Annotated in this window: 20 protein-coding genes and 1 pseudogene; 7 read left to right on the top strand and 14 right to left on the bottom strand. The window is 56.2% G+C overall.

Annotation, left to right across the window (positions count from 1 at the left end):
• Nucleotides 1-175: 175 nt before the first annotated feature.
• The 5 genes from MAF45_RS04715 to MAF45_RS04695 all read right to left on the bottom strand — a co-directional run bounded on the left by MAF45_RS04715 (nucleotide 176) and on the right by MAF45_RS04695 (nucleotide 4,194).
• On the bottom strand, nucleotides 176-655 hold the full coding sequence (locus MAF45_RS04715; protein ID WP_237978400.1) for a phage baseplate assembly protein: 480 nt from the start codon (nucleotides 653-655) through the stop codon (nucleotides 176-178).
• Between the two features lie 52 nt (nucleotides 656-707).
• Nucleotides 708-995, bottom strand: coding sequence for a hypothetical protein (locus MAF45_RS04710; RefSeq protein ID WP_237978399.1), 288 nt, complete (start codon nucleotides 993-995; stop codon nucleotides 708-710).
• 59 nt (nucleotides 996-1,054) lie between these two features.
• Nucleotides 1,055-1,330, bottom strand: a complete 276-nt coding sequence (locus tag MAF45_RS04705; RefSeq protein WP_237978398.1) for a hypothetical protein — start codon at nucleotides 1,328-1,330, stop codon at nucleotides 1,055-1,057.
• A gap of 400 nt (nucleotides 1,331-1,730) precedes the next feature.
• Nucleotides 1,731-2,396, bottom strand: a complete 666-nt coding sequence (locus tag MAF45_RS04700; protein WP_237978397.1) for a response regulator transcription factor — start codon at nucleotides 2,394-2,396, stop codon at nucleotides 1,731-1,733.
• A complete protein-coding gene (locus tag MAF45_RS04695; RefSeq protein WP_237978396.1) occupies nucleotides 2,389-4,194 on the bottom strand; it encodes a sensor histidine kinase in 1,806 nt (601 codons plus the stop codon). Before MAF45_RS04695 ends, MAF45_RS04700 begins: the two co-directional genes overlap by 8 nt.
• 191 nt (nucleotides 4,195-4,385) lie before the next feature.
• Between MAF45_RS04695 and MAF45_RS04690 the strand changes: the two genes are divergently transcribed.
• Nucleotides 4,386-5,873: an FAD-dependent oxidoreductase gene (locus MAF45_RS04690; RefSeq protein WP_237978395.1), complete on the top strand. Its 1,488-nt coding sequence runs from the start codon at nucleotides 4,386-4,388 to the stop codon at nucleotides 5,871-5,873.
• 30 nt (nucleotides 5,874-5,903) lie between these two features.
• Here the strand turns inward: MAF45_RS04690 and MAF45_RS04685 are convergent, their stop codons facing one another.
• Nucleotides 5,904-7,061, bottom strand: a complete 1,158-nt coding sequence (locus MAF45_RS04685; RefSeq protein ID WP_237978394.1) for a transposase — start codon at nucleotides 7,059-7,061, stop codon at nucleotides 5,904-5,906.
• A gap of 260 nt (nucleotides 7,062-7,321) precedes the next feature.
• Between MAF45_RS04685 and MAF45_RS04680 the strand changes: the two genes are divergently transcribed.
• The 4 genes from MAF45_RS04680 (at nucleotide 7,322) to MAF45_RS04670 (ending at nucleotide 10,066) form a co-directional block, all read left to right on the top strand.
• Nucleotides 7,322-8,008, top strand: coding sequence for a NirD/YgiW/YdeI family stress tolerance protein (locus MAF45_RS04680; protein ID WP_237978393.1), 687 nt, complete (start codon nucleotides 7,322-7,324; stop codon nucleotides 8,006-8,008).
• A 524-nt stretch (nucleotides 8,009-8,532) separates the two neighbouring features.
• Nucleotides 8,533-8,895 (top strand): hypothetical protein, encoded by a 363-nt coding sequence (locus MAF45_RS04675; RefSeq protein ID WP_237978392.1) that lies wholly within the window; start codon nucleotides 8,533-8,535, stop codon nucleotides 8,893-8,895.
• 52 nt (nucleotides 8,896-8,947) lie between these two features.
• Nucleotides 8,948-9,175, top strand: a complete 228-nt coding sequence (locus tag MAF45_RS11450; RefSeq protein ID WP_370659308.1) for a phage baseplate assembly protein — start codon at nucleotides 8,948-8,950, stop codon at nucleotides 9,173-9,175.
• A gap of 594 nt (nucleotides 9,176-9,769) precedes the next feature.
• On the top strand, nucleotides 9,770-10,066 hold the full coding sequence (locus tag MAF45_RS04670) for a hypothetical protein (protein WP_237978391.1): 297 nt from the start codon (nucleotides 9,770-9,772) through the stop codon (nucleotides 10,064-10,066).
• Nucleotides 10,067-10,433: 367 nt separating this feature from the next.
• Here the strand turns inward: MAF45_RS04670 and MAF45_RS04665 are convergent, their stop codons facing one another.
• Together MAF45_RS04665 and MAF45_RS04660 are read right to left on the bottom strand one after the other, a co-directional pair.
• The gene (locus MAF45_RS04665; RefSeq protein WP_237978390.1) at nucleotides 10,434-10,736 is read right to left on the bottom strand and encodes a hypothetical protein; all 303 of its coding nucleotides are present in this window, start codon (nucleotides 10,734-10,736) and stop codon (nucleotides 10,434-10,436) included.
• 477 nt (nucleotides 10,737-11,213) lie between these two features.
• Nucleotides 11,214-12,626, bottom strand: a complete 1,413-nt coding sequence (locus MAF45_RS04660) for an FAD-dependent oxidoreductase (protein ID WP_237978389.1) — start codon at nucleotides 12,624-12,626, stop codon at nucleotides 11,214-11,216.
• 176 nt (nucleotides 12,627-12,802) lie between these two features.
• Here MAF45_RS04660 and MAF45_RS04655 point away from each other — a divergent pair, with 176 nt between their 5' ends.
• A complete protein-coding gene (locus MAF45_RS04655) occupies nucleotides 12,803-13,744 on the top strand; it encodes a LysR family transcriptional regulator (RefSeq protein WP_237978388.1) in 942 nt (313 codons plus the stop codon).
• A 317-nt stretch (nucleotides 13,745-14,061) separates the two neighbouring features.
• Here MAF45_RS04655 and MAF45_RS04650 read toward each other — a convergent pair.
• The 4 genes and pseudogenes from MAF45_RS04650 to MAF45_RS04635 form a co-directional block, all read right to left on the bottom strand.
• Nucleotides 14,062-14,214: pseudogene (locus MAF45_RS04650) on the bottom strand (transposase); the annotation flags it as partial.
• Between the two features lie 366 nt (nucleotides 14,215-14,580).
• Nucleotides 14,581-17,910, bottom strand: coding sequence for an autotransporter outer membrane beta-barrel domain-containing protein (locus MAF45_RS04645; protein ID WP_237978387.1), 3,330 nt, complete (start codon nucleotides 17,908-17,910; stop codon nucleotides 14,581-14,583).
• A 753-nt stretch (nucleotides 17,911-18,663) separates the two neighbouring features.
• A complete protein-coding gene (locus tag MAF45_RS04640) occupies nucleotides 18,664-21,510 on the bottom strand; it encodes a YadA-like family protein (protein ID WP_237978386.1) in 2,847 nt (948 codons plus the stop codon).
• 540 nt (nucleotides 21,511-22,050) lie between these two features.
• The gene (locus MAF45_RS04635; protein ID WP_237978385.1) at nucleotides 22,051-23,565 is read right to left on the bottom strand and encodes an FAD-dependent oxidoreductase; all 1,515 of its coding nucleotides are present in this window, start codon (nucleotides 23,563-23,565) and stop codon (nucleotides 22,051-22,053) included.
• 149 nt (nucleotides 23,566-23,714) lie between these two features.
• On the opposite strand from MAF45_RS04635, the gene MAF45_RS04630 reads away from it, so the two are divergent.
• The gene (locus tag MAF45_RS04630) at nucleotides 23,715-24,665 is read left to right on the top strand and encodes a LysR family transcriptional regulator (RefSeq protein ID WP_237978384.1); all 951 of its coding nucleotides are present in this window, start codon (nucleotides 23,715-23,717) and stop codon (nucleotides 24,663-24,665) included.
• A gap of 17 nt (nucleotides 24,666-24,682) precedes the next feature.
• On the opposite strand, the gene MAF45_RS04625 is transcribed toward MAF45_RS04630, so the two are convergent.
• Together MAF45_RS04625 and MAF45_RS04620 are read right to left on the bottom strand one after the other, a co-directional pair.
• The gene (locus MAF45_RS04625) at nucleotides 24,683-24,853 is read right to left on the bottom strand and encodes a hypothetical protein (RefSeq protein ID WP_237978383.1); all 171 of its coding nucleotides are present in this window, start codon (nucleotides 24,851-24,853) and stop codon (nucleotides 24,683-24,685) included.
• 49 nt (nucleotides 24,854-24,902) lie between these two features.
• Nucleotides 24,903-25,472 carry a reverse transcriptase family protein gene (locus tag MAF45_RS04620; RefSeq protein WP_237978382.1) on the bottom strand — a complete coding sequence of 190 codons (570 nt, stop codon included), beginning with the start codon at nucleotides 25,470-25,472 and terminating at the stop codon, nucleotides 24,903-24,905.
• Nucleotides 25,473-25,517: the final 45 nt, after the last annotated feature.

Below are 25,517 nucleotides of genomic sequence, written 5' to 3'. Positions count from 1 at the left end.
ATCAATTCTATATAGTTATAATTATACTGTGTTTTCTCCGAAAAATAAACCCTCTTTCGAGGGATTAATTGACTGAAATCAAAAATATTTTTGCTCTTAACTAGTTATAAATTTTGCGGAATTTACGTTTAAGGAGAGGCTTTCTTAATTTTGTTTTATTATCAGTGAGTTTTAATTAACTATCAAACAAGTATCCTATCTGTCGGCTAGAATCTGTTGCCGCTATAGCTATATTCGCTTTTGGATCTTTTTCTGTTCTTTTTATTACTGAAATTCCGTAAGGCTTTGCCAAGACTTGGAGTGTTTTTGAAACAGACAAATTTGAAAATTGTTTTACATCAGAAACAGCCAAATAGCATTCGGCCAAATCAACAGTTTTGCTTGCGCCTTCAATACTAAGCGAAATACTCTTGTCAGAATAAGAAAAAGTGGTCTTTGTAATATAGCCTGTTAATACTAAATCATCATCTATTTTTAACTGAACAAAATCCCCGATCTTAATATCTATTCCGGGTTGCCCAGCAGCATTGTTTTCTCGCGTAAACCCAACAGTAAACGTCCGGGCGTAGCTCAAAAGCTTGGCGGATATGCTGACAGACTGCCATGCACGGTATTCCTTTCCACCGACGATAAGCTTTACTACAGTCTGTTCCATAATAAAAAAGCGCCCTGTTTCCAGAGCGCTCCGCATCAGAATTAAATATTAATTACCTGCAGCCATTTCGGTCGCAATCATAGGTTTTGTAATTTCTATTGTTCCGTAAAGTTACTTTATCGCCATCTCGAGAAATAACAGTGTAATCCGCCGGGGAACTCTCCTCCGACTCGGGGGCTGAATCGTTGGAAATTGTCCACCCTCTTTCCGTCGGACCAACTTTAAAAACCCACCCCTCAGGCGAAACATAAACCCCATTTTTATCGAATTTGATCTGGTCAGCCGCTGTCGCCGGCACCGCTACGGCAAAGCACATCAGCAAAACAAGCAGCTTTTTCATGGCCATCTCCTTTCCCCTCAGAAATATATTAGCCCCGAGGGGCGGAAAAGACTGAAAAATTATGCGCTCAAAAGTTTCAGCGCCCTGGCCGGTACAAAGGCCGGACGCCTGATGTTATTGCGCTCCACGATCTCAGAGTCCCGGGTGGCGTCTCCGTAGTAGTCATAGGCCAGAACGAGGGCTGGCATGACTTCCGACGGACTGTAGTCAATCAGCCTCGCCCGGCTCTCAGCCCGGATCGTGAGATCGCCCCAGACGGCCGCCCTGGCATTGACCAGCGCCCGGTAGACGTCATCGTCCTCGGTCTTCAGCATCTCGGAGTCGGGCAACAACAAGGTATATTGTTTGATAGATATTCTTAATTAGATGAATTTAAAGTAAATATTCAATACTACATCGCCAAAATGGCTATGGAAATAACTTCATTTCTGGCCTGTTTTATGTTCTGGCAACTTGAATTGAATGTATGCCGATTGCAAATCGTTAAACATCAATTAGTTGCGCAAGATAATCTTTTCATTTCATCTGTTTTCCTGTACAAATGAGGGAAACAGAGTGGGAAATGAATTCATTTCCGGGATGTTTTAAGGAGAGGTTTTCTTAATTTTGTTTTATTATCAGTGAATTAGAATTAGCTATCAAGCAAGTATCCTATCTGTCGGCTGTTGCTGTCCGGTTAGCGTGCGAGGCATTTCGGTGATTGCCCCGGCCTGGAGTGCAGCAAAGGAGTGGACGTCATCCCTCCCGCATCCCGGGCAGGGGGCGGTTCATTTCTTCCTCTTCCTCCCGCCGCACTTGCTCGAGGAACCCGCGGATGTCCTCGGTGCGCCGCAGCCCGATCTTGCGGAGTGCGTTCTGGCGGTGGCGCTGGATCGTGCGCGAGCTGCCGCCAAGGTGCTCGGCGATCTGCTTGCTCGAGAGGTTTGACTGGAGGTCGCGCAGGATCACTTTTTCGCGCTCGGTGAGCGTGCGGTAGCGCGCGAGCGCCGACGCCTTCTCCCTTTCCTTGAGTGCCGCCTCGTGCTTGGCGACCGCCTTGCCGATCGCGGCGAGCAACTCCCCGGGGTCGACGGGTTTGAGCAGGAAGTCGTAGGCGCCGTTGCGGAACGCCCCGATAGCTATCCGCATGTCGCCGTGCCCGGTGAGGAAGATCACCGGTAGCGGGCAGCCGTCCGCGGCAAGGATCTCCTGGAGCTCGGTGCCCGATCGTCCGGGCATCCGTACGTCGAGCACGAGGCAGCCCGGGGCGTCGAAGTCGTCGCCCTCGAGGAAGGCGTCCGCCGACCCGTAGGTCTTCACCGACCAGCCGTCGATGCGGATCGCGAAGCCGAGCGCGTCAAGGAGCTCCTCGTCGTCGTCGACCAGCCGCACGACGTAGTGGGATTTTCCGTAGTCAAGCATGGGTGTCCTCCGCAGGGGCGGAAAGCGGCAGCAGGATCTCGACACCGAGGCTTCCCGCCTCGGTGCGGCTCACCGAGACCGTGCCGCCGTGTCCCTCGGCGATCCCCCGGACGATCGACAGCCCGAGCCCCAGCCCCTCGGGCTTGCTGGAGCTGAGCGGCCGGTTGATCTGTTCAAACAGTCCGTCGGACACGGCGGGGCCGTTGTCGAGCACGCGGATCCGCGCCTTTGTCCCAGGCGTCTTCTCAAGCTGGATGGAGACTTTCGGCCGCGGGACCTTGGAGGTTGCCTCCAGGCTGTTTTTCACCAGGTTGGCAAGCATGAGCTCGAGCTCGATCGCGACCCCGTCGACCCAGAGCTCCTCCCTAGGGAGCTCGAGCGAGATTGTGTCCGGAGCCGCCTGTCCGAGCCGCGCGAAGCTCTCCGCGGTCTTGCTCACGAGGGCGCAGAGCCCGAGCTTCGTGACGGGGCGCGCCTGGGACTTCGCATAGCCGCGGACCGCCTTCACGACGTCGCTGGCCTTCCTTGCCCGGGCCTCGATCTTGTCGAGCGTCTCGGTGAGCAGCTCCGGTGAAAAGCCGTGCGCCTCAGCCTTGCGGGCGATGAGCTCCCGCATCCCCCGGCAGTAGAGCAGGATCCCGGCAAGCGGCTGGCTGATCTCGTGGGCGACGAGGCTGGACATCTGGGAGACGGTGGCGATGCGCCGCGCGGTCTCGTAGCGCCGGGTCGCCTCGCCTGCCGCCTCGGAGAGCTCCTTCTCGCGCTCGAGCGCGAGTCGCAGCTGCCGCGTGCGGATCTCGACGAGGCGCTGCGTGCGCACATAGTGGAGCACGAGCCCCGCAAGCGCGAGCAGCGCGAAGGCGACGAGCGTCCCGTACTCGGCGAGGATCCGCTCGAGCGTCCAGGAGCGCAGGTACGCGTAAGGCCCCATCCTGAGCGTGCGGTAGAGGTCGTCGGCGCGGCTGAAGTCGCTCGCGATCGTCCACTGGTGGCCGTCCGCGCCGGGCGGCATCGTGTGCACGGCCGAGGCGATGCGCACGATCGTGCCGGCGTCGAGGTTCGGCGACACGAGCAGGCTCCAGTTCGGGTAGAGGCTTGTACTCGCGCGGCAGCGCGCCTCGGGGTTCTTGCGCTCCGCGACCGTCTTGAGCCCCTCGAGCACGTTGGCCCCGGCGCGCTCCATCCGCTCGGCGTAGCAGACGTTGATCGTCGCCGCGTCGACCAGCCCGTTTCTGACCGCGTTGAGCCGGGGCCCGGGCTCGAGCCCGTAATACTCGATCCGGGAAAAGAACTGCTCCGGGTTGTAGCCCGCGTCGGCGAGGTCCTTCTTGAGGACAAGGATCCCCTGGAAGCCGACCGGGTGGTTGACGGCGAGCGACTTGCCCCTGAGGTCGGCGAGCGTGCTGATGTCGGAGCGGTCGGCGCGGGTGACAATGAGCCCGCCCACGGCGTGGTCGGGGTCGGGCTGAAGCTCGGTGACGAGGGTCGCGATGTCGCGCATGCCGTTCTGGACGTGGCGCCTGTAGATTGCGGCGCCCGCGATCACGATGTCGGCCTTCCTCTGCCGCACCGCCTCGTCGAGTTCCTCGATCCCGACGACGACGGTCTTCAGGGGCCGGGGGGCGACCGCCCGCGCGATCGCCTCGACCGTGCGGTCGGCAGACTCCATCTTGAGGCCGGGCAGCAGGAACTCGTTGGCGTAGAGGGTGACGGGGGCGGGCTCCTCCGCTGCCGGGGGAGCCGCGTGCGCGGCCAGCGCGAGGAGCGCGGCGAGGGCGCAGGCTACCGCTCGGAGCATGGATTGTCTGGCGCGATGCATGGGAATAGATCCTGTTTTTCCCAAATGTTGGCACAAGTCGCCCGCCGGATGCGCCTTTTCGTCGCGCCCCGTTGACATGCGGCAAGGTGCGCGCGCACCCCGGTCATTACAAATCACAGTGGGCGCAGACAGCTTTTGTCCCGCCGCCAACCACTGTGGAGAGAATACAAATGATCAACCGCAGAAACTTCCTGAAGGCCGGCCTTGCAGCCGCCGCGTCCATGGGCGCCTCCGAGGCGTTCGCCGTCCCGACAAACGCGCCTGCCAAGTTTGACGAAACCTATGACTTCATCGCGATCGGCGCGGGCAACGCGGGGCTGTCGGCCGCGAGCCACGGCGCTGAGGCGGGCCTGAAGGTGCTTGTGCTCGAGAAGCTCGCCTTCGTGGGCGGGTCCTCCGCGATCTGCGGCGGCAGCTGGGCCGCCTCCGGCACCGCGATGCAGAAGGAAGCCGGGATCAAGGACAGCGAGGAGCTCTTCTTCGACGACATGATCAAGACCGGCAAGGGCGAGAATGACCCTGACGTCGTCCGCGCCTACATCAAGGCCGCCAACCGCGAGTATGACTGGCTGCTCGCCCACGGCGTCAAGGCGCACGACGTCCACGCCGCCGGCGGCATGAGCGTCCCGCGCGTCCACGCCTTCACCCCCGACAAGGTCGTGGAGTTCTACAGGGACTACGCCGAGAAGAAGGGTGCGAAGATCCTCACGAACGCCCCGGTCGAGCGGCTGCTCTGGAACGCGCAGAAGGAACGGGTCGAGGGCGTGCGCGCCAGGGTGAACGGCAAGGTGAGGACCTTCCGCGCCCGCTACGGGGTGCTGCTTGCCTGCGGCGGCTTCGCGAACAACCAGAAGCTGCTCGGGAAGTACGTGCCCGCGATGAAGAAGGCGCGCTCGGTGTCGGGCGTGGGCAACACGGGCGACGGTCTCATCATGGCGCTCTCCCTCGGCGCCGACGTGCTTGACACTAACTACGTGAAGGCGACCTACGGCTTCGTGCCGGGCGGCAACGCGAGCGAGAAGAGCTACATCTACTACAACGGCGGCATCATCGTGAACAAGGCGGGCAAGCGCTTCGTGAACGAGTCGCTCTCCTACAAGCTGATCGGCGACGCCGCCCTCGTGCAGCCCGAGGCGAAGACCTTCACCGTCTTTGACAACGCGGTGAGGAAGGAAGGCATGGCGAAGGACCGCCGCGAGATCAAGATGTGGAAGGACGTCGAGAGCAAGGGCACGACCCCCTACGGCTTCGTCGGCAAAACGATCGAGGAAGCCGCCGAGAAGGCCGGGATCCCGCCCGCGGCGCTCGCCCAGACGATCAAGGAATACAACGAGCTCGCCCCCAAGGGCGAGGACCCGCTCGGCCGCAAGCACCTCTCGGGCAGGGTCGGCACCCCGGTGAAGCTCACCGAGGGTCCCTGGGTCGTCATGCCCTGCACGGCGGCGATGATCGCCACCTACTGCGGCGTGCGCATTGACCCGACGGCGCGCGTGATCGACGTCTACGGCCAGCCGATCAAGGGGCTCTATGCCGCGGGCGAAATGCTGGGCGGCGTCCACGGCGCGGCCTACATGACTGGCACCGCGTTCAGCAAGGCGGCTGCCTTCGGCCACGTGGCTGCCGACCAGGCGGTCGCGGCGAAGAAGGCCGGGAAGTAACGGCAGGCCGGCCTCCCCGCGGCGTTCCTTTCATCGGGGGAGGCCGCAGGCCTGTTTCCCACTGAGCCGGGAGCTCCCCGCCCGGCGAAACGGCTTCACCGCGGGCTGCCGCCCGGCCGGGTTCCGCTCCGCCGTGTCGCTTGCCCGGCACCTCAAGCCGTTCCGTTTAGAAAGCAGTCTGTCAAATTTTTTCTTGGCCGGCGGATTGAAGCGAACCACAAGATTGGCCAGTTCGGTAAAAGCCCAGCTGAGATAAGCGTTACCGTTTTTAGCGTTCCCTTCTCCTTTGACTTTTCCATTCGACAAACGCTCTGTAGGAGCGAGTCTGCAGCAGGACACAAAATTTTTGGCATTACGAAATCGCCGGATATCATGAATTTCTGAAGCCACCACAGTGGAGATGACTTCTCCGCAGCCTTTGATGCTCTGAAGAATTTTCAGATACTGATGGCAGTGCTGCGGAGCCTTTCGGGCTGTTTCCACGATGGCCGCCCCGATGCGTTTGATTTCTTCGGAGCAGGAGGTAAACATTCTCAAATTCACCTCTACCTTCCTGAGGATGCAATTATTGTGTAAAGCAGCGGTCAGCTTCTCGGGAAGCTGACCGCTGCGTTGAAGTTCTTCAGCCCAATGGACGATAGCCGTACGATTGATACGCTCGCAGCACTGATTGTTGATCATGTTGATCAATATGACGGCGTACCGCGATCGATCCTGGATCAACGAGTTGCGAAGACGAACCAAATCCTTGAAAGACCGGGCGTTTCGAGGAATGATTTCAGTTGTTTTCAAGTCATTCAGCCGCAGACGGTCTGCCAAAAATTCAGCATCAGATCTGTCATCCGAAAATTTAGCCTTGAATTTTTTGACTGTAGTGGGGTCAGCCAATTTCAATATCCATCCGCGGGATTCAAACAAATCGGCCAATCCATACCAGTTGTAGGTTGACTCAACTGTCGCAACGTGAGGAACCGAACAGTAAGGCTCCAGGGCCTCAGCAACATGCTGCGGCCCTGGCTCCAACGGGATTTTCCTCTCTCTTATAGATGGCACGGCAACCCAGCTGACCCGATTGGGGATCGATTGTGTTGACCAGGACGCAGACGAAGATATTGTTGGAATGAAGATCGATGCCATGAAATTGGTGCGGTCGATGGTGGGACAGGAATCTGTGGTAGTCTTAGTCATGACGAAACTCCCTTTTTAAGCTATTGAGAAAACTTAAAATTTAACGGAGCTTTTCGTCGCTGACAATGCTTCAGAACTTATCTTCTGAGGCGTTGTCTTTTTTGACTTTTCTCTCGTTAGCCCTGCAAAGGACTATATGAGTATCGGGGACTTTGGATTTTCTCCGGCAGGACCTGCCCTTATGCAGGGACGGCCCGTTCAATCGGATAATATGGTCAGAAGCCGGCTTGGGGGCATTCCGGAACAGGAGCGCAGAGTTTATGTTCAAGATCCATCTCACCTACGAGCTCAGCAGCGGCGAGCGGCCCGATGACGTGGTGTCTTCTGAGCTTCCCGACCTCCTGTCTGCGATCGAGCGCATCGGCTCGATTACCGCGACATCCAAGGCGCTGGGGGTGAGCTACCGCTTCCTCTGGGGGCGGGTGAGGCTCTGGGAGGAGCGGATCGGAAGCCGCCTCGGCAATCTTCCCGTGCAAGGATTTGTTCGGAAGGAGAATCCCATGAAAACCTCAGCCAAGCTTCTTTGGATCGCCGCGGCCTCGCTTGCGCTCGCCGCCCCGGGCGCCTACGCGCAGTTCACGGGCCCGGGCGCCCACCGCCCGGCTCCGCCGCCCGCCGTGCAGGGCGCACACCGCCACCATCACCACGGGGCCCTCACGACCGTTCGCGAAGTGATCGGCCACGGGCGTGAAGACCAGCGGGTGGAGCTCGAGGGGTATGTCGTCAGGCGGCTGCGCCACGAGCACTACGTTTTTCGTGACCGGACGGGCGAAGTGGTCGCAGAGATTGACGATGACCTCTTCCGCGGGCACCAGGTCGACGAGCGCACCCGGGTACGCGTCTGGGGCGAGGTGGACGCAAGGCACGGCAGGCAAAACGAGATCGAGGTGAAGGGGCTGCAGGTGCTGCACGGCTTCACGCCGCCCCCGCCTCCCCACAGTCTGTAGCGCGGGAAGCGCACGAAGGCCGCCCGGGCCGACAGATAGGATACTGGCTTGATAGTTAATTCTAATTCACTGATAATAAAACAAAATTAAGAAAACCTCTCCTTAAAACATCGCGGAAATGAATTCATTTCCCGCTCTGTTTCCCTCATTTGTACAGGAAAACAGATGAAATGAAAAGATTATCTTGCGCAACTAATTGATTTTTAACGATTTGAAATCGGCATACATTCAATTCAAGCTGCCAGATACATAAAACAGGCCGGAAATGAAGTTATTTCCATAGCCATTTTGGCGATGTAATATCGAATATTTACTTTAAATTCATCTAATTAATAATATCTATCAAACAATATACCTAGTTGTTGCCTAACTGTTACACCTCCGGAAGTGCAGCCGGCCCTCGTGATTGCCTATAATTTTTATGAGGATGCCGCCAGGGAGAAAGAGATTATCGACCGCAACGGCATCCGGCACGGCGGGTTTGTTCCCGCCAGAGAGCTGAAGCTTTTGAGCAGGTGACTGCCATGAAAAAGATTCTTGCTGTTGCTGCGGTGCTGGGGGTGTTCTTAAGCGCGACCGCGTTTGCCGACTATACAATCCCAACAGAATGGGTTGATATGGAAGGTATTAAGCATCAAGAACTTATTTATGTCCAGAATCCTCCAAGCAAAGAGGTAAAACACATCGTTATTAACTCTAAGTCACTGGAAAAAATAAAAGCAGATGAAGCAGCAAGGAAGGCAAAGGACGAACAGGATCGCCTGGCAAGAGAAAATCATTTTCACGATAACGGATGGTCCGGAAGATACAAGGAATATGTGAATCCCGTTACGAAGCAACGTATTCTTGTAGATCCGAAAACGCGAAATATCAAACTTCCCGAATAATCTTATTTCTGTGAATTCTTAAGGGCGCTCTGAGAAATCGGGGCGTTTTTTTATGGCCCCAGAAAATGAAGTAACCCTGTATGTCAACGGGAAAAAGTACCTTGGTTGGACATCGGTTCAGATAGAAGTGAGCGTTAATTCCTTGGTGCGAGTGTGTCAGTTAGGAGTTGCTAGAACATCTAATAGGGCCAGTCTTTGCGAAGGCATAGAAGAGGGGTTGGAGGCGGTTGTAAAAATAGGATCAGATACGTTATTGGCTGGCTTTATTGCCGACAGATAGGATACTTACTTGATAGTTAATTCTAATTCACTGATAATAAAACAAAATTAAGAAAACCTCTCCTTAAAACATCCCGGAAATGAATTCATTTCCCACTCTGTTTCCCTCATTTGTACAGGAAAACACATGAAACGAAAAGATTATCTTGTGCAACTAATTGATTTTTAATATTTTGCAATCGGCATACATTCAATTCAAGCTGCCAGATACATAAAACAGGCCGGAAATGAAGTTATTTCCATAGCCATTTTGGCGATGTAATATCTAATATTTACTTTAAATTCATCTAATTAAGAATATCTATCAAACAATATACCTAGTTGTTGCCAGGGCGGCCGTCTGGGGCGATCTCACGACCCGGGCCGAGAGCCGGGCAAGGCTGATTGACTATACTCCGTCGGAAGTCATACCGGCCCTCGTGCTGGCCTACGACTACTACGGGGACGCCACCCGGGACTCTGAGATCGTGGAGCGCAATAACATCCGGCGTCCGGCCTTTGTACCGGCCAGGACGCTGAAACTTTTGCGCACATAATTTTTCAGTCTTTTCCGCCCCTCGGGACTAATATATTTCTGAGGGGAAAGGAGATGGCCATGAAAAAGCTGCTTGTTTTGCTGATGTGCTTTGCCGCATCGGTGCCTGCGTTAGCGGCTGACCAGATCAAATTCGATAAAAACGGCATTTATGTTTCTCCGAGCGGTTGGGTTGTACGGGCCTTAAAGCCAGAAAAAATCAAATTAACTGAGCTCGATAAAGAAACGTCAGCGCCGCAGGAAAAAGAATCGAGTCCAACGGATTACACGGTTCTTAACCGGGATGGGGATCGGTACAGACTTTGGGATTCTCGCCGCGGCATAATATATGATTGCGACAAAAACGGCTGCAGGTGAAATAAAAATTTAGCTTACGGAGCGCTCTGGAAACAGGGCGCTTTTTTATTATGCCGACAGATAGGATACTTGCTTGATAGTTAATTCTAATTAACTGATAATAAAACAAAATTAAGAAAACCTCTCCTTAAAACATCCCGGAAATAAATTCTTTTCCCACTCTGCTTCCCTCATTTGTACAGGAAAACACATGAAACGAAAAGATTATCTTGCACAACTGATTGATTTTTAAAGATTTGCAATCGGCATACGTTCAATTCAAGCTGCCAGATACATAAAACAGGCCGGAAATGAAGTTATTTCCATAGCCATTTTGGCGATGTAATATCGAATATTTACTTTAAATTCATCTAATTAAGAATATCTATCAAACAATATACCTAGTTGTTGCCCTCATCTTGTAATCCCGGTCCCGCCCGAAAGTATAAAGACTGTGAATCGGAGGACGGACGACATCTTCGACGACCCCGTCGCACAACGCGCATTTGGACAGGAACGACTCCACTTCCCGCAGCCGTTCAAGCCGTATGGAAAGTTCCTTTATTTTCTTCTCGATGTCCTTTCCGCACTCCTTGAGTGCTTCAAGCTGTCCGCGGTACGAAACTCCCTTTAAGGCCTTGATGTGGGAAAGTGAAAAGCCGAGGCTGCGCATCACCCGGGCATCTGCCACCCTGAGGGCATCGTGCGGGCCATAGCAACATGAAGCGGGATAAATCAGTAGAAAAGCTAAGCTTCACATTTTCGGGCATTTCGCCACCGAGGGTCAAAGAAAGCTCCGAAACAAACTGCCTCGTCCAGCCGTCCAGTCACAAATGATGTTAACGAGGATGAGCCAGCCGGTTTTTTAAGGCCAGGCCTACGGCTTTTTACCTCCCGTCCGAAACTTCCCCCTGAGGATAAAAACTGCCGCTTTGCAAGCGGCGGTATGAAACCCCGGGCCTGAGTCTTCGGGAGGCTAGGGGTCGTCTTTTTTCCTTAAGCCCGAGCTACCCAGGCAGTCAGCGCTCTTTCAAAAATGACCGTTTGTAATATCAGTCAGAAATCACCGTTTTCTTCAGAAGCTGGGAAGCGCAGGAAAAGTGCCGGCCGAAGCGGAGAGAGTACTCCGACCGGCAGATCCCGACTCTCTCCTCTCCTGTTCCGGGATTTAGGCCTTAGTGGCGGCTGAGCGGCCGGCGATTCTCCCGAAGGTGAAAATGTCGGCGATAGCGTTGCCGCCCACGCGGTTCGTCCCGTGGATACCTCCGGTCGTCTCGCCTGCTGCATAAAGACCCGGAATCACCCGAAGACGGCGGTCAATCACGCGGGCCTTCACGTCTATCAAAATGCCGCCCATCGTATGATGAACCGCCATGCTCGCGCGTCCCGCATAAAAAGGAGCCTTTTCGAGCTTCGTCATCACGGTTGGGCTCCGCCCCAGAGCGTCCTTCTTTTCATCGACTCCACGGTTATACTCTGCCACCGTCTTCTTGAAGACGTCGACCGGCACGCCCATCTTCTGCGCGAGTTCATCGAGCGTCTGGCACTTCCAGGCCTCGCCCGCTTTGATCGAAGCCTCGCAGCGCAACTTCGGACCGCCGGGCATTTCATCCCAACCCTGCGAGTCAATCACAACAAAGGAGACGGGGTCAGGCTGTGCAAGGAAAGCGTCGCGAAGCACGTCCCGGCGGCGGTCCTCCGCCACAAAGCGCTTGCCGGCCTTGTTCACGAATATGAACCGTTTCACCACATTGAAGAAGGCCGAACGGGTCTTGTCGCCCAGCGGGGCGCCCGGGATGCACTGGATGTAGTCCATCCCCACGGTCTGAGCCCCGACATCCTCGGCATAGTCGATCATCTCGCCTGTGGCCCCAGGCTGATTGGTGGTCGTGAGGTTACGCATCCTGGGATCGTAGATGGAGCGCTTTGCGACATTTGCGCCAAAGCCTCCGGAGGCGATCACGACTCCGCAGCGGGCTTCAATGCGCTCTGGCCGCCCGTTGACCTTCGCCTCGACGCCAAGCACCCGGCCCGAAAGCTCCTTTTCACGCACGATCCCGGTCACCGGGGCGTTGGTGATAATTTTGACGCCCAGCTTCTCGGCGCGGGCCGAAAGAGCCTCGATATAGGCCATTCCGGCAGCTTTTTCCGGCACATGAGCCCGAGGATAAAGGCCACCATAGATCTGGTAGACATAGGGCTTGAACTTCACGCCGAGGCTCTCGAGCCAGTGCAGGCTCTCCAAAGCATGGCTCGTTAGCTCATTCACCAGTTGCGGATTGGCTCGACCGTCGCCTGCGGCCAGTGTTTGCTGCGCGTGTTTTGCGGGGCTGTCCTCGACGCCCAGTTTCTTCTGCAGAACCGGATCGGCTGCGTTGTAACCGCCGCCAGAAATAATAGTGTTTCCGCCAATAATGCCGAGTTTTTCAAGCACGAGAACCTTTTTGCCGGCTTCGGCAGCCGTGACAGCCGCCGCAAGGCCCGCTCCTCCTGCTCCAACCACCACGACATCACAGCTTTGCGTCCAGCGCGAGGACTTTCTCTGCGCGGCGTTTGCCGCACCGCTTCCCAAGGCCGCCATTGCAGCTGCTGCTGCACCAAGGAAATCTCTTCTTTGTATTCCACTCATTTCTTTTCCTTTAATCCTTTGAAGCCACAGGCCAAATCCCCTGCATGGATTGATTTTATCCGCCGAAAGTATTAAATTCAATTAACATTTTTCTATCTATTAATAAATAATATTTAACTATTTATTCCATGGCCTCCGATCTCCCTCATCTCAATCTCGAACAGCTTCGAATTTTCCAATGCCTCGCCACGGCGGGAAGCGTTTCCGGGGCCGCTCGGAATCTCTGCGTGACCGGGCCTGCCGTTTCCTACGGCATCCGGCGGCTCGAAGAGCGTCTTGGCGTACGGCTTTTCCGCAGGGAGGGACGCTGCAATGTCCTGACGGAGGAAGGAAAAATCCTTTTACAGACCACCCGTGCCATGTTCTCCGAACTTGCTGCAGGACAAGCCCGACTCGATGCGTATCGGTCCGTTCAAAGCGGCACCGTGCGATTCGGAGTACCTGAGATGCTTATGCACCGGCTGATGCAGCCGGTGCTGCAGGAATTCCATGCGGACCATCCCGATGTAGGAATAGAGGTAAAAGCGGAAAACCATTTCAACCGTCTGCTCGACGACCTCCGGAAGGGCTTAACGGAGTTCATGCTGGTCACGCTTCCCGACGGCTACAGCCCGGGCGAGGAATTCGAAGTCACCGAACTAGGTCGGTTTAGCTACAGCTTTGCCGCGAGCCGCAGTTTATTTCCTGAGCTTCAGCATCCGAATGTCCTTCTAGAGGAAATCGCAGCCTGCCCGCTCATCACGCTAAACCAAGGGCACATCGCTCGTGAAGCACTGCACCGGGCATTTGAGGGAAAAGGAATCGCTTTTCAGCCTCCGTTTGAATGCGAGTCCATGTCGTTGATTGAGGACTTTACCCGAGCCGGGCTGGGGTTGGGCTTTGTGATCACCGGTTGCGTGGAAAGTCTGCCGGAAGATGAGGACGTGTTCGTGCTTCGAATGGACCGGCCGCTAGTCGAGGGCTCACTCGTTCTCGTGCGCCTCAAAGGCCGCGGATTGTCCCTAGCGTCTAAAGTGTTCCTGAGCGTTCTGGAAGCGTTCAGGTCCAGCCGTTCAGATTCTGGCACCTAAAAATTAAATGTGCTTAAAATACCTTATTTTCTAATTAATTTCTCTCAACATCCCCCCTTTTTGAATCTATTGTTATTGGTTCAAATTAAATACAACTCAATCTGCAACCATTTTGCATAGGATTACCAGTTCGTTCACAACCTCTAACCCGGTTTTTTTATGAACGATAAGAAATTAATGAGATCTTTTAAAATAAATTCAATGAGGTATAAGCAAAAAAAGGTTCTTCATGGTATACCGGGAAAAGTTGGTACCCACAGCCCTGATTCCAACACAGCGGTATAGTCTGGAAGGCTTCTCCATGGAGACAGGTTCCTTCCGGGGAAAATTGACTTGATTTTCAGTACAAAATACTCAAAGTCTCTGAAGCCGTATGCCATTCGCTTGAGCACTTTGATCGCATTGTTCGCTCCTTCAAGGGAGCCGGTACCCCGTTTGAACTTCCCGGCATTGACAATGCCTTCTGCGCGGCGGCGCCCCGTCTGTTTTCGACCGGTCCGGTAACAATGCCCTGCGGCTCGCCGCTCGCGCCCAGCTTATCTCCACGGCGATAAGCCGCTTCTAAAAAGGCTCACAGAGCTTGGCTAAAGCATGTCTTCGAGTTGCTGGCTCAACTGCAGGAGACACGCAGCGAAGCCACCCTTTCAGAACTATTGATCAACCTCTGAGGAACATGGAAAAGGCGCCTTCCAGGTCAAAATGCAGAAGGCCCGGCGCGGCTTCCTTCCCCTGATGAAACGGAGTCCGACCGGAAGCAACCGCCCGGTCAACAGGAACCTTTTCTGCCCCTTTCAGAGCAGGCAGGGATCCTGTCGTCGGCCAGTTTTGAGAAGCTGTCAGAAAAAACGGTACACGATGTTCATATTACCGCCCGCACCGCGATGCTGCCCTGCGTACGCATGAGCGGCGAGATCCAGAACCCACGGGCCTTTCGTCCATTTTCCTCCCACCTCGAAGCGTGCACTGCTGCCTCGTATGTCAGCATTCCGGATGGGGACTTCGTCAGCCAGACCCGAAGCCTTTCCGTCGAATTCGTACTCATAGGCCAAACCGGCGAAATACAGACTGTCGCGGCCGGCATGATTCCATTGTCCGCCGAGGCGCAGCAGGCTGCTGTTTGCTCCATCCAGCCGATAAGTGCCTGCGGCACGGAAAACATCGCTGCCAAGATGAGTATAAAAATAGCGCCCGTATAGGTCGACGCTGTCGTCTCGGGCCACCTCCAGAGTTTTGCCCAAGCCGAAGTGAAAAGCCCAGTAACGGCTGTGCGTATTGTAGTCATAGCCGTTTCCTTCCCCATCCACAAGAGCATGACGGGACTTGTTCTTCAGCCGGCCTGTGCGCAGAGAACCCTCTGTGAAAATCTGGTTCTCCCACCGGTGCTGGCCGAAGAGACCCGCACCGCTGTAGTCGATTTTTCCGTGCCCGCTGCGACCCGCGTCGTAACTGTGATAGTTTCCATGGCCGTAATCAAAAAACAACGCGCAGATGCCCTCGCCGCCTCGGGCAGTCGCAAAACGAGCCCCCAGGCCGGCATGCCCGTTGTACAAGTCGGTTCTTAAATGGCTACCGGTGTCATAGCGGTTCGCGCCGCCCATGGAAGAAACAAAGCCATACAAAGCGTTCTTCTCGTCCCTGGCAGCTCTGAGGTCCCGGACCACCAGGTCGCTGCCCTCGATCAGTGCAGTCAGACCCGCCTCGTGCCCCATCACGGTCATGTGAGTCTGCTTCTGGGGCTGGGGCTTGGAGAATGTATCCTTCAGGTCGATCGAATACTGAATATTCCCATTCTGAAGATAGGCCCTGCCGCTGCCCTCAAGCGTCGTTCCGACAGTGTATTTTAGGGACTCTCCGCTCAGGCTTTTTTCCGTCAGGTTCTCAGCCCGGCCGTTGGCATCGAGCAACGTCATAGTGTTCGTACCTTCCTTCAGATCCGAGAGGGATTTAAACGTAAGGCCGGAGGTTTCAATTCTTGCCTCTGCGAAGTCGTAAGTCACATCCCGTTCCAGAGTGAGAGGAGTCTTTCCCCACTCGATGTTGCCAAACGAAACGGAGCTCACCTTCACGTCGCCAGTTTTAAGGACGATGTTGCCGTTTAAAGTGGTTCCCTTTCCGAGGAAGCTGCCGGACAAAACGGCTCCCTCCTTTCCCAGACTGTAGGCGAAAGCCACGCCCCGTCCGCCGTTTCCGTCCTCGAGAGTAACGTTTTTGTCAGGACCCGCGTCGCTGTACTGCGTTACGGCGTCATCGACCAGGATGGTTTCGCTGTCAGGTCTGGCCGGCGAGGCCTGATCAAACGACAGACGGCTGATATCCACCGTTGTCTGGGTCAGATCCATAGCCTGCTTTACCTGAAGCATGGTTTTGCCCCACTGTCCTTCATAGAGCTCCATGCGGTCAAAGAAAGCTACGCTGTTGACCATATTGCCTTCCGGATTGTCCCATACTGCCGCCGCGGAACCGTTGTACCCGATGCGCAGGGTATTACCGGACCCCCGGGGCTTTGTCCCTCCGGCAGACAAGGCGCCATAGATATCAGCGTCACTCAGATCGGCTGTGCCCGTGATGTTGATGGAGTTATCGTTTGCCGAGCCGCTCGAACTGTACGCGGCAATCACAACAGAACGATTCTTCAGTTCGGGCACCGGCACCAAATTCTCAGATTCCGTGATATTGCGAGCTTCAAGCGCTTCCCGGGCAGCGTCAAAGCGGACTGCGGACTGGCCTCCGATAGTGACCGTATTGCCGGAAGCGTCTCCCTCGGCCAGCCCGCCAACCACGATACCGGCCGTGCTGTCTGTGACGTCGACGGAATTGCCCCGGGCATTCCCCGTGCTGAGGGCTGCGCTGCCGAAGAGAGCGACGGAGCCTCCCAGCAGATGCAGAGAATTGGCAAAAGCCGAAGCCTCAGAGGAACTCCCGCTCATGGTCACTGTGAGAGCTGCCCCGGCAAAGCCTGATTCCAGGCTCACCTGATTTCCGGAAAGTTCGACTGCCGACAGCCCCTGATCGCTTAGCTCCACGCCCACGGCAAAAGCTGCCTGACTGCCTCCGGAAAGTGAAAGCTGGTTGTCCTCGGCACGGATGGCGGTCTTTTGTGCAGAGCGATTATTCTGAATTACGACCGCCGTGACGCCCGCTTCTGCGCGACTTGCGCCAGAAAGAAAGACCGCATTTTGTTTCGCGTTGAGCTCTGAGGCCGAGTCAGACCCGTAAAGGTATTCGCCGATCGCCGAGCCCTTGGCAACCGAACCTTGATCCAGGATCAGGGTATTTTTATTGAAATTTTCCTTTGCGCCGTATACATAGTCTTGAATCAGATAGCTCCCAACGGTGCTGCCGGCAAAGGACAGCCGGTTTCCTTCTGAAACGGCCGAATCCGCCTCATAGATGTTCGAGCCGAACACAGTGCTCTGGATTTCCGCGCTGGAAAATTCCGCCGTATTTTGCGACAGGACGAGGCTACTGGATTTCCCGTACCTCTGATAAGTTCCGGAATAGGAACCCACCGTACTTGAGCTGACGGCGGCCGTATTGGCAGAGATTACATTCTCGCTTTCTTCATGGGGCGAGTACAAATGAATATGAGTGAGCTCGCCGATCCTGCTGGAGTCCACAACCAAAGCGTTTTTCTTGGCAGTAAATGAAGAACGGTCACGTCCGTTGCTGTTGTCCGTAATGTCGTAAACCGACACGACCTCCCCTGCCTGGGTGTTGCGGATGGTCAGGACATTGTCCCCCGCAGTCACACGGCCCATGGAGCCTGCGTCCTCCGCTGCGCCAAAAGATGGCTCGACATAAACGCCAAAAACCGTCCCGACCCGACTCGTCTTCTCCTCCCTGGTCCCGATTTCCAGAGCATTGCGGAGCAGAGACACGCTGCCTGAAGGACTTTTGCTCTGGGTCTCCACCCGAACGCCCTCCACCAGCGATGTGCTGTCATGGTCATAAACGTAAAACCGGTTGTCAGCGGCCTGCACCCCCCAAGTCGGGTCCACCGGATCGCGGGAGGTCACCCCGATCAGCGTCTCGCCTTCCCGTTCGCCCTGAGATACCGTGCTTGTGTTGCCGCTGAGGCTACTGCCGGCCGTAGCGGTCCCGGACAAGGCTGCGAACACCATTAAGAGCCCAATGCGGATTTTCCGTTTTTCCCCGATTTTTTTCATAATCATTTCAGACCTTCAAAAAAGCATGCGTACGGCTCAGTAAAGACCGGATACATGCCCGCATGGCTCGAACGCGATCCTCGGCAACGAAGCGCTCAAGGAAATGCATGTTTAGATATCAGCTGTCTTGAAAAAAATTTTAGTAAGTTAAATAAAATTGACAAATGAACGTTGCTTTCCTTGAAAAGGGAGGCACATTTAGCCCCCTATGTCAATTTGTTTATTTTCGGCAACAAAAATCCATGGCTGTTTTAAACCAGCCATTGTGATTCTCAATAACCAGAAGCTCCCTAAGCCGCTTTTTGAATTCGAGGTTCGATCGGGAAGTGAAACAATTTACGTTGTGTATTCGGACAGGCACACATCCGGATTCGGGGACTTCTGTTGCCCTCCCCTACGCCGATTAAAAGGTCTGGGCCATTCACTTCAATCTGGTCCGATTCCAGTCCCAAGTATTTTTTCAGGAATCACAGCATAGCCTCCGCAGAAGCTGCCGCCCGTCGAAGGGTTTAAGGAATCGGCCGAATTCACGAATTCAGTCTTGCAACCTATGTTGGGCTTACCGAGTAAGCTCTTCCCAATCGGGGTCAAATGGGTTCATTCACAGAAAGTCTCATCCCCCGATACTCATATAGCCCTTTGCAGGGCTATATGAGTATCGGGGGAGTCTCGAGAGCGGGAGGCTCCTTCCGAGGCTTTTTGGGACAAAGGCCTCGGAACGGAGACGCCCGCTGGCGGCATGATCCGGCGCTTTCAGCGAAGGTTCAGATGCGCCTTGATCTTGTTAAGCTCGGCCTTGAGGGACTCGTAGCCGGCCCTAAGGGCCTTCACTTCTTTGTCGGCGGCCTCAAGTCTCATGTTGGAGCTCTGAAGCTTCGCCTGCAGATCGCGGTTCTCGTTGGTGAGGGTGCTCACGCGCTCGGCCACATTGAGTTTCGTCTTGTAGCGAGCGGTCGAGTTATCGCCGAACCGGTAGGAGACCCCGAGGTTCCCCATCACGTCGTTTCCCGAGGCGATGGAGCCGCCGAGCGAGAAGAGCAGGTTCGGAGTCGGCCTCACGAAAAACCCGAAGGCGGTTGCAGCCGCTCCATGATAACCGCCCACGCCCGCGGAGACCGTCACCAGGTGGTCCTCGTCATATTCCAGAGGATGAAGCGCTGCCAGCGCCGCGGCGTTCGCGCCTGCCTTCTTCACCTTGCGGTCGAGCTCCTGGGTCGCACGGTTGAGCTGCGTGATGGAGTTCGAGTTCGCCTCGACCGCCTGGTTCGTTGCATAGAGTTGCGATCCGTTCACCGCGTCGGTGCTTGTGGTGGAAACCTCGCCCGGAGCCACGTTCGTGATCCGAAGGCCCTGGGCGTTGATTCCGTTTTCGCTCAGGTAGGCGTTGGCGTTTACGACTGCCCGAGCGGCCGCTGCGTCAAGCGATACCGTGTAGTCCTTGGTGCCGATCTCATTGTCGGAGGAGGTTACGACAACGTTCTGACCCGCCGCCACGCGCGACTGGGTATCCTTGAGTCCCGTGACGCTCGCGGTTGTTCCATCGTTCATTGTGAGGGTCGCCGTACCGCTACCCTTGTCGTCATAAGATGCGGTTCCTGACGCGACATAGGTGTTCTTCAGACCAGTGACATCTGCCTTCGATCCGTCGTTCATCGTGAGAGTCGCCGTGCCGCTGCCCTTGTTGTCATAAGACGCAGTTCCGGACGTGACATATGTGTCTTTGAGGCCTGTGACCGTGGCTGTTGTCCCGTCCTGGTGCGTGAGCGTGAGGGTTCCCGCGCCGTTGCTGGTGTAGGAGGCGCTGCCCTCCTTGACATGCATGTCTTTGACATCGACGGTATAGACCGTGTGGTTGTCTGTTTTATCGGCGGACGGAGTGACCTTCACCAGATCGCTACCGGCCTTCACCTCGGTTTTCGCTGCCGCGACTGCAACGGTCGATGCGATGCCGGAAACCGAGTAGGTGCTTCCGTCGTTGCGTGTGAACACAAGCGAGCTGCTGCCGGAGTCATAGGAGGCGCTTTTCGTGTAGGTGTCCTTCAGGCCCTCAATGGTGACGGTGGAGCCGTCGTTCTGGGTGAGGGTGATCTTGCCCGTGCCGTTGCCCGAGGCATCGTACGAAACCGATCCGGAAGCAACGTAGGTGTTCTTCAGGCCCGTGACGCGTGCCGTCGACCCGTCGTTCAGCGCCAGGGTCGCCGTGCCGTTACCGTTGCCCGAGGCATCGTACGAAACCGTTCCGGAAGCAACTGCCCGGTCCTGGATCTCGTACTTCGTGCCGTTGATGGAAAGCGAGGTGAGCTTGTCAGGCGAAGTCGTGGTCGCGCTCGCGGGATTGGCAGCGACCAGGGAGCCCGCATTGACCGAGAAGGAAGAGGTTGTTCCGTCTGAGGTCGAACCGGAAATCACGATCTTCAGATCGTCTCCGCTGCCCCCGGTCCCGCCGCTGTTCGCAATCGAGATCGTTCCCGGGACATCGGCCCCGCCGTTCGTGGTAAGGCTGATCACGCCGCTCGAGACCCCGCTCGAAGAGTCCGTCGCCGTGGAAAAATTCAGGTGAGCGATATTGTCCTTGTGGACTTTTTCGATATTGTTTTCAAGAATCGAAACCGCTTCGTTGAAATCCGCCACCGTCATCGAGGACATGCTGACCGGCAGCGTCTCATCGTAAAGATCGCCGCCCCAGTATGAATAAATGGTCCCCGAGGAATCCGTGGAGGTGAGCAGGATTTCGTTGTTCTGGCCGTAGACGTTGCCTTGATAGATTTCCTTCCCGCCGTTGATGACGAAAATCCCGGTTTCCGCAGTTTGAGTCGATGCATTGAGTATGGAATAGAGCTTCCTCGGGTTCACAGAAGAAAGCTCCCCGTCCGTGCTGTAATACTTGTAGAGTCCGTCGCTCTGGTCGTAATACAGGGTCCCCGCCGTGGGAGAGGGCGGCATGGAGGAAACGGTCGTGGCGGTCTTGAAATAGGTACTGTAATTGGTTTTCCCCGCGTTAACGACGCTGTTCCCTTCATAAATAATCATGTCCCAGTCGGAGCGCGCGTGGATGCCCGCGTTCGTCGAGGCCGTGAAATTGGTTTCCGAAGCGCTGAACAGGTGGTCGCTGTTAAGCGTCGTGATTCCGTTGTCCGCGGAAGCGAGCTGCGTGCTGTAGAGAATGCCGGCCTTCTGGGCGTCGGTCGCGTCAGCGTTGGCGATGACGACGATTTTGGTGTTCGAAGAGGGCGTAACAGCCGCGCCGCTGCTGTTCGTTCCCTCCCAGCGGTAGCCTTCCTCAACTTTCATGGTGAAGCCGTCGCGAACCCAGTAAGTGCTCGAACCTACCGTCTGCTTGTGGTAGGAGTAAGTCGTCGTCGCTTTTGTCGTCGGATCCGTGGAAGCATAAGTCAGTGTTGTACCATCTTTTGAAAAAGTATAAGAAGCGTTTGAGAGTGTCTTACTGAGAGCTTCGATCTGTTTTTGCAAATCCGTGCTGTCCATAAGGACCGCGTACTGATAGTAGGTCGCCGCAGCAGCATTGGCCGCTGAGGCGCTGGGCATTTCACCGAAACAGACGCCGAGAATCAGAGCGGCGGCGAGGGCTTTATACGTCATTGCCGGTCGGATAAGTGAAGACGAAGAAAACCGATGCTGTTCAGAAGCATAACTTTTTTCTTTTGACATTAGAGCAGGGAAATTAATAACTGTTAAATTAAAAAGATAGAAGCAATTATATCGGCAAAGGCCCGATGTCGAGAGAGTCGTTCTGATTAAGGAAAAAACGTTAGAAAGCCCGGAGTACCTGCAAAAAATCCCGCATTTCCGACCCGAAGACCTGCCGGAACCCACCGATCCCGAGTCAGCCGGGCAAGATCAGGAAATGCAGTTATAAACAAAAAGATAAGAATTCCGCAGTATCCGGTGCAGGGCGCAGCGGGACAGGGAGAAAGAAGACCCCGGCAAGGCCTGAAAAGAAGCGGCGCCGGCCGCTCGGAGTTCGTCAAGAGAATTAACTGACTTTGCAGGAAAGCCTGCCTCGGGCAGGTCTCAGACTGCGGAAGCACGCCGCGGACTCAAACGGTCTTCCGGAAAAAAAGCGGCAGGCCAGGACGGCCTGCCACTTTAAAGCCGCTCCATTTTGGAAATTTTAAGGAATCAGAGCTTCTTTTCCTGAGAAAGGATGTTCTTCACTGCGATGCGGGCCGAGTTAATCGCGAAGGACGAGGCCGTGCCTTCCCCCACTCGCAGGTCGTAGCTGTCGCCGTAGACGCCGCCTGCGTCATGGCCCAGAGCATAGAGTCCCGGGATCACCTTCTCATTCTTGTCGACGACCTGGAGGTTCTCGGTTACCTTGACGCCGTTGAGAGACGTGAGCGTGTGCAGTTTCCCTTTAAGGATGTAATACGGACCCTGGGAAACCGCGCGGATATAGTAGCGGTCCTTGCCAAACTGCGTGTCTTTTCCGGATTTGGCGAACTTCGTCATATCGGCAGCGGCGCGCTTCACGTTGCTGGGATTGAGCCCCGCCTTCTTTGCCACTTCCTCGAGCGTCGCGCCCTCGAACACGTCGCCGCGCTTCACGCCGTTTTGGATCATCCGCGGCAGCTCCTTTGCCACCTGATGGCGCTGGATGAAGTTACCGCAGGGGTTGAGATAGCCCTTGCCCTTGGTGCCGAGCTCCTTCACGAAGGCGTTGTCAAAGAGGATGTAGGTCCACTCGCCCGCGCGCAGGATGGCGTTCGAGGCGACCGGCCAGTCGAGCGTGAGCTGCTCGTTGAAGAAGCGGTTGCCGGCGCCATCGAGATAGAGCTGGCTCTGGCGGAAGATCGCGCGCAGCTCCTTGTTCGGACCGTTGCAGATCGCCTCGCCAGGCAGCGGATTGAAGGCCCCGTTGATCATCATCGGGCCCATGTTGTCGCCCACGGCGCCCGCCGAGAACGCCATTTCAATGCCGTCGCCGGTCCGGCCCGGCGCTCCGGACGGCACCAGATCCTGGCCGGTGAATTCCTTGACCAGCTTCGGATTGAAGTTGTACCCGCCGGTCGCAAGCAGCACGTACTTCGCATTCACCGTCACCTTCTCGTGGGTTTTCAGGTCTTCGGCCTCGACTCCGGAGGCGCGGCCGTCCTTCATCAGGAGCTTTTTGCCGGGGGTCTGCAGCAGCAGCCTGCCGCCGTGCTTTTCAAAGGTCTGCACCATAGCGGCGGGCAGCGATCCCGCCTTCGGGTAAATGTGCCAGGTGAGGTTCTTGTTGCCGGCCCACACGGACTTCACTTCCTTCCAGTGCACGCCGTGATCCCACACCCACTGGATCGTTTCCGGGGATTCATCGATGAAGCGCTTCACAAGAGGCGCGTTGATGCGCCAGTGGTGGTATTCGCCCATGCGGTTGAACTCTTCGAGCTTGGTGAGCTTCACTCCGGCCTTCTTCTGCATGAAGGACTCGACGGCAAAGGAGCCCTCCATGAAGTTACCTGCGCCGCCGGCGAAAGCGTTCTTTTCAAGCAGCACGGTCTTCAGGCCGGCCTCCTGGGCGCTCGCCGCGGCCACGGTGCCGGAAGCGCCGGCACCGACCACGACGACGTCGGCGTTGATGACCCGGTCGGCGACCGCCGGGAAGGCAAAGGCCATGGCGACCGTCATGACTGAAAGCGTGCGAAGCAGTTTCATCTCTTCTCTCCTTTGAATGGAAGAGAGGGGCCCCCATCCTCTTGTTTTCAATGGGTAAGCTCATCTCTTCCTTTTATCCTAGGAGAAAAGATAGTTAAGATAAATAGCCATAAACAAAACACTTTGTTTCTTTAAACAGAATAATAGCCATGGATCTCCTGTCCCTTCTTCCGGTTTTCATCCGGGTCGCCCAGACCGGAAGCTTCACGCGCACGGCGGACAGCCTGGGGCTATCGAGGCCCGTTGTGACCCGCTCGATCCAGAGTTTGGAAAAGGAGCTGGGGGTGCGGCTTTTTTACCGCTCGACGCGCTCGGTCACCCTCACCGCCGAAGGCAGGGAGCTGCTCGATCAGGCCGAGGACCTGATGCTGCGGACGAGGCGCCTCGTCGAAAGCCTCCACCGCAGCCCCGGCGAGCCGCTCAAGGGCCGCATCCGCATTTCCTCTTCCGGCATCATCGCCTGGGCCTTCCTGCAGCAGATCGTGACGGATTTTCTCGCTGAAAATCCGGGCGTCTCGATCGAGCTCATCACGGCCGACCGCGACATGAACATCCCCGGGGAAGGGATCGACCTCGCCTTCAAGGTGGGAGACCGCCTGAAGGCGGACGTGATCGCCCGCAGGATCGGCGTCGTGAGAAACATCCTCTGCGCATCTCCCTCTTACTTCAGGGGCCGCCCCGTCCCCGGCGAACCGGACGATCTCCGGGACCACGTCGCGCTCGTGAACCTCTACCTCGGAGAGCGCTTTCGGCTCACAAACTCGAAGGGGGAGACGAGGATCATAGAAATGAAGGGGCGGTACCTCAGCAGCAACTCCCTTCTGATCTTCAACGCGTGCCTGCACGGCGCGGGCATCGCCATGCTGCCTTACGAATTCGCCCTGCCCTACATGGCGCGCGGTGAGCTGCTCCAGGTGCTGCCCGACTGGGAAGCGGACAAATACGGCTTTTACGCCCTTTACTACGATACGTCCCTTTCGCGGCCCGCCCGGCGTTTTCTGGAAAAGGTCACGGGCGTCCTCCAGACCGTGGGCGGCCGCGTCTACGACATCCGCGTGCGAGCGAAGGACAGGCTGGTCGGCTCCGGAAAAATCGAGTAGGAGGCGGGCGGTTCGCCCTACATCAGTCCGACCTCCGGCCGGATCACCTCCGCGCCCGTGTCTATGCCCGACTTAAGCATCCGGTGGATCAGCGATATGACCCGCCTGTCCTTGATCCGCGCTGACAGCTTCCTGATGAGTCGGCTGTGGTCCACGGTGTCGAAGAACTTGGCGAGGTCGATGTCCACCGCTCACTTGAACCCGGCATCGGCATGGCCGATGCACCGGAGGATCGCGTCAGACGCGCCCCAGTTCGGCCTGAAGCCGCAGCTCGAGTCCGAGCACCTGCGCCACAGCCTGCTGGGCAAGCCGGTCGAGGGCTGTAGGGATTCCAAGATCTCTCCCTTTTTTTGGTTTAGGAATGGTCACCCGCTTCACGGGGGAGGGGCGGTAACGCCCCTCGCGCACCGCGCTCGTGAGTTCGCCCGGGTGGCTGACGATGTAGTCCCGAAGCTCTTCGATCCTCATCCCGTTCACGCCGGAAGCCCCTTTGTTCGACTCGACCTGCTTCAGGGCGAGCAGAAGGTTGGAGGGGCTCAGTATCCTCTCGCGCGTGATGCCCGAAAAGTCGGGCTCAGCATGTGTCGTCTCTTCCTTCGCTATGACGGTCTTTGCGCCCTCCCGGCATTTTTCCCCGTTCCGCGGGTATCCGGTGCCGGGCAGATGCTGGTTTTCTGCACCATAAGACTTTGCATCTCCGGGATGACACTCCGTTGGATTCGGGCCTTCGCCGGCTGCTGCTCCGGCTACTATGCCCTCTGCTGACTTCTCGCGGCAGGCTTTACTCCATGAGCCGAAAGGCTTCACGTTCGCGAGATCTCCTCGGGTAAGAACACGTTCTTTCCCGCCATG

The organism is Mesosutterella porci (genome assembly GCF_022134585.1).
Taxonomy (GTDB): domain Bacteria; phylum Pseudomonadota; class Gammaproteobacteria; order Burkholderiales; family Burkholderiaceae_F; genus Mesosutterella; species Mesosutterella porci.
This window is presented reverse-complemented; position numbering and strand designations above follow the sequence as displayed.

What these genes read in the sequence shown, in the direction of transcription:
- MAF45_RS04715 (WP_237978400.1), bottom strand. Translation starts at nt 655, where the DNA reads ATGGAACAGACTGTAGTAAAGCTTATCGTCGGTGGAAAGGAATACCGT.
- MAF45_RS04710 (WP_237978399.1), bottom strand. Translation starts at nt 995, where the DNA reads ATGAAAAAGCTGCTTGTTTTGCTGATGTGCTTTGCCGTAGCGGTGCCG.
- MAF45_RS04700 (WP_237978397.1), bottom strand. Translation starts at nt 2,396, where the DNA reads ATGCTTGACTACGGAAAATCCCACTACGTCGTGCGGCTGGTCGACGAC.
- MAF45_RS04695 (WP_237978396.1), bottom strand. Translation starts at nt 4,194, where the DNA reads ATGCTCCGAGCGGTAGCCTGCGCCCTCGCCGCGCTCCTCGCGCTGGCC.
- MAF45_RS04690 (WP_237978395.1), top strand. Translation starts at nt 4,386, where the DNA reads ATGATCAACCGCAGAAACTTCCTGAAGGCCGGCCTTGCAGCCGCCGCG.
- MAF45_RS04685 (WP_237978394.1), bottom strand. Translation starts at nt 7,061, where the DNA reads ATGACTAAGACTACCACAGATTCCTGTCCCACCATCGACCGCACCAAT.
- MAF45_RS04680 (WP_237978393.1), top strand. Translation starts at nt 7,322, where the DNA reads ATGTTCAAGATCCATCTCACCTACGAGCTCAGCAGCGGCGAGCGGCCC.
- MAF45_RS04675 (WP_237978392.1), top strand. Translation starts at nt 8,533, where the DNA reads ATGAAAAAGATTCTTGCTGTTGCTGCGGTGCTGGGGGTGTTCTTAAGC.
- MAF45_RS11450 (WP_370659308.1), top strand. Translation starts at nt 8,948, where the DNA reads ATGGCCCCAGAAAATGAAGTAACCCTGTATGTCAACGGGAAAAAGTAC.
- MAF45_RS04670 (WP_237978391.1), top strand. Translation starts at nt 9,770, where the DNA reads ATGAAAAAGCTGCTTGTTTTGCTGATGTGCTTTGCCGCATCGGTGCCT.
- MAF45_RS04660 (WP_237978389.1), bottom strand. Translation starts at nt 12,626, where the DNA reads ATGGCGGCCTTGGGAAGCGGTGCGGCAAACGCCGCGCAGAGAAAGTCC.
- MAF45_RS04655 (WP_237978388.1), top strand. Translation starts at nt 12,803, where the DNA reads ATGGCCTCCGATCTCCCTCATCTCAATCTCGAACAGCTTCGAATTTTC.
- MAF45_RS04645 (WP_237978387.1), bottom strand. Translation starts at nt 17,910, where the DNA reads ATGAAAAAAATCGGGGAAAAACGGAAAATCCGCATTGGGCTCTTAATG.
- MAF45_RS04640 (WP_237978386.1), bottom strand. Translation starts at nt 21,510, where the DNA reads ATGACGTATAAAGCCCTCGCCGCCGCTCTGATTCTCGGCGTCTGTTTC.
- MAF45_RS04635 (WP_237978385.1), bottom strand. Translation starts at nt 23,565, where the DNA reads ATGAAACTGCTTCGCACGCTTTCAGTCATGACGGTCGCCATGGCCTTT.
- MAF45_RS04630 (WP_237978384.1), top strand. Translation starts at nt 23,715, where the DNA reads ATGGATCTCCTGTCCCTTCTTCCGGTTTTCATCCGGGTCGCCCAGACC.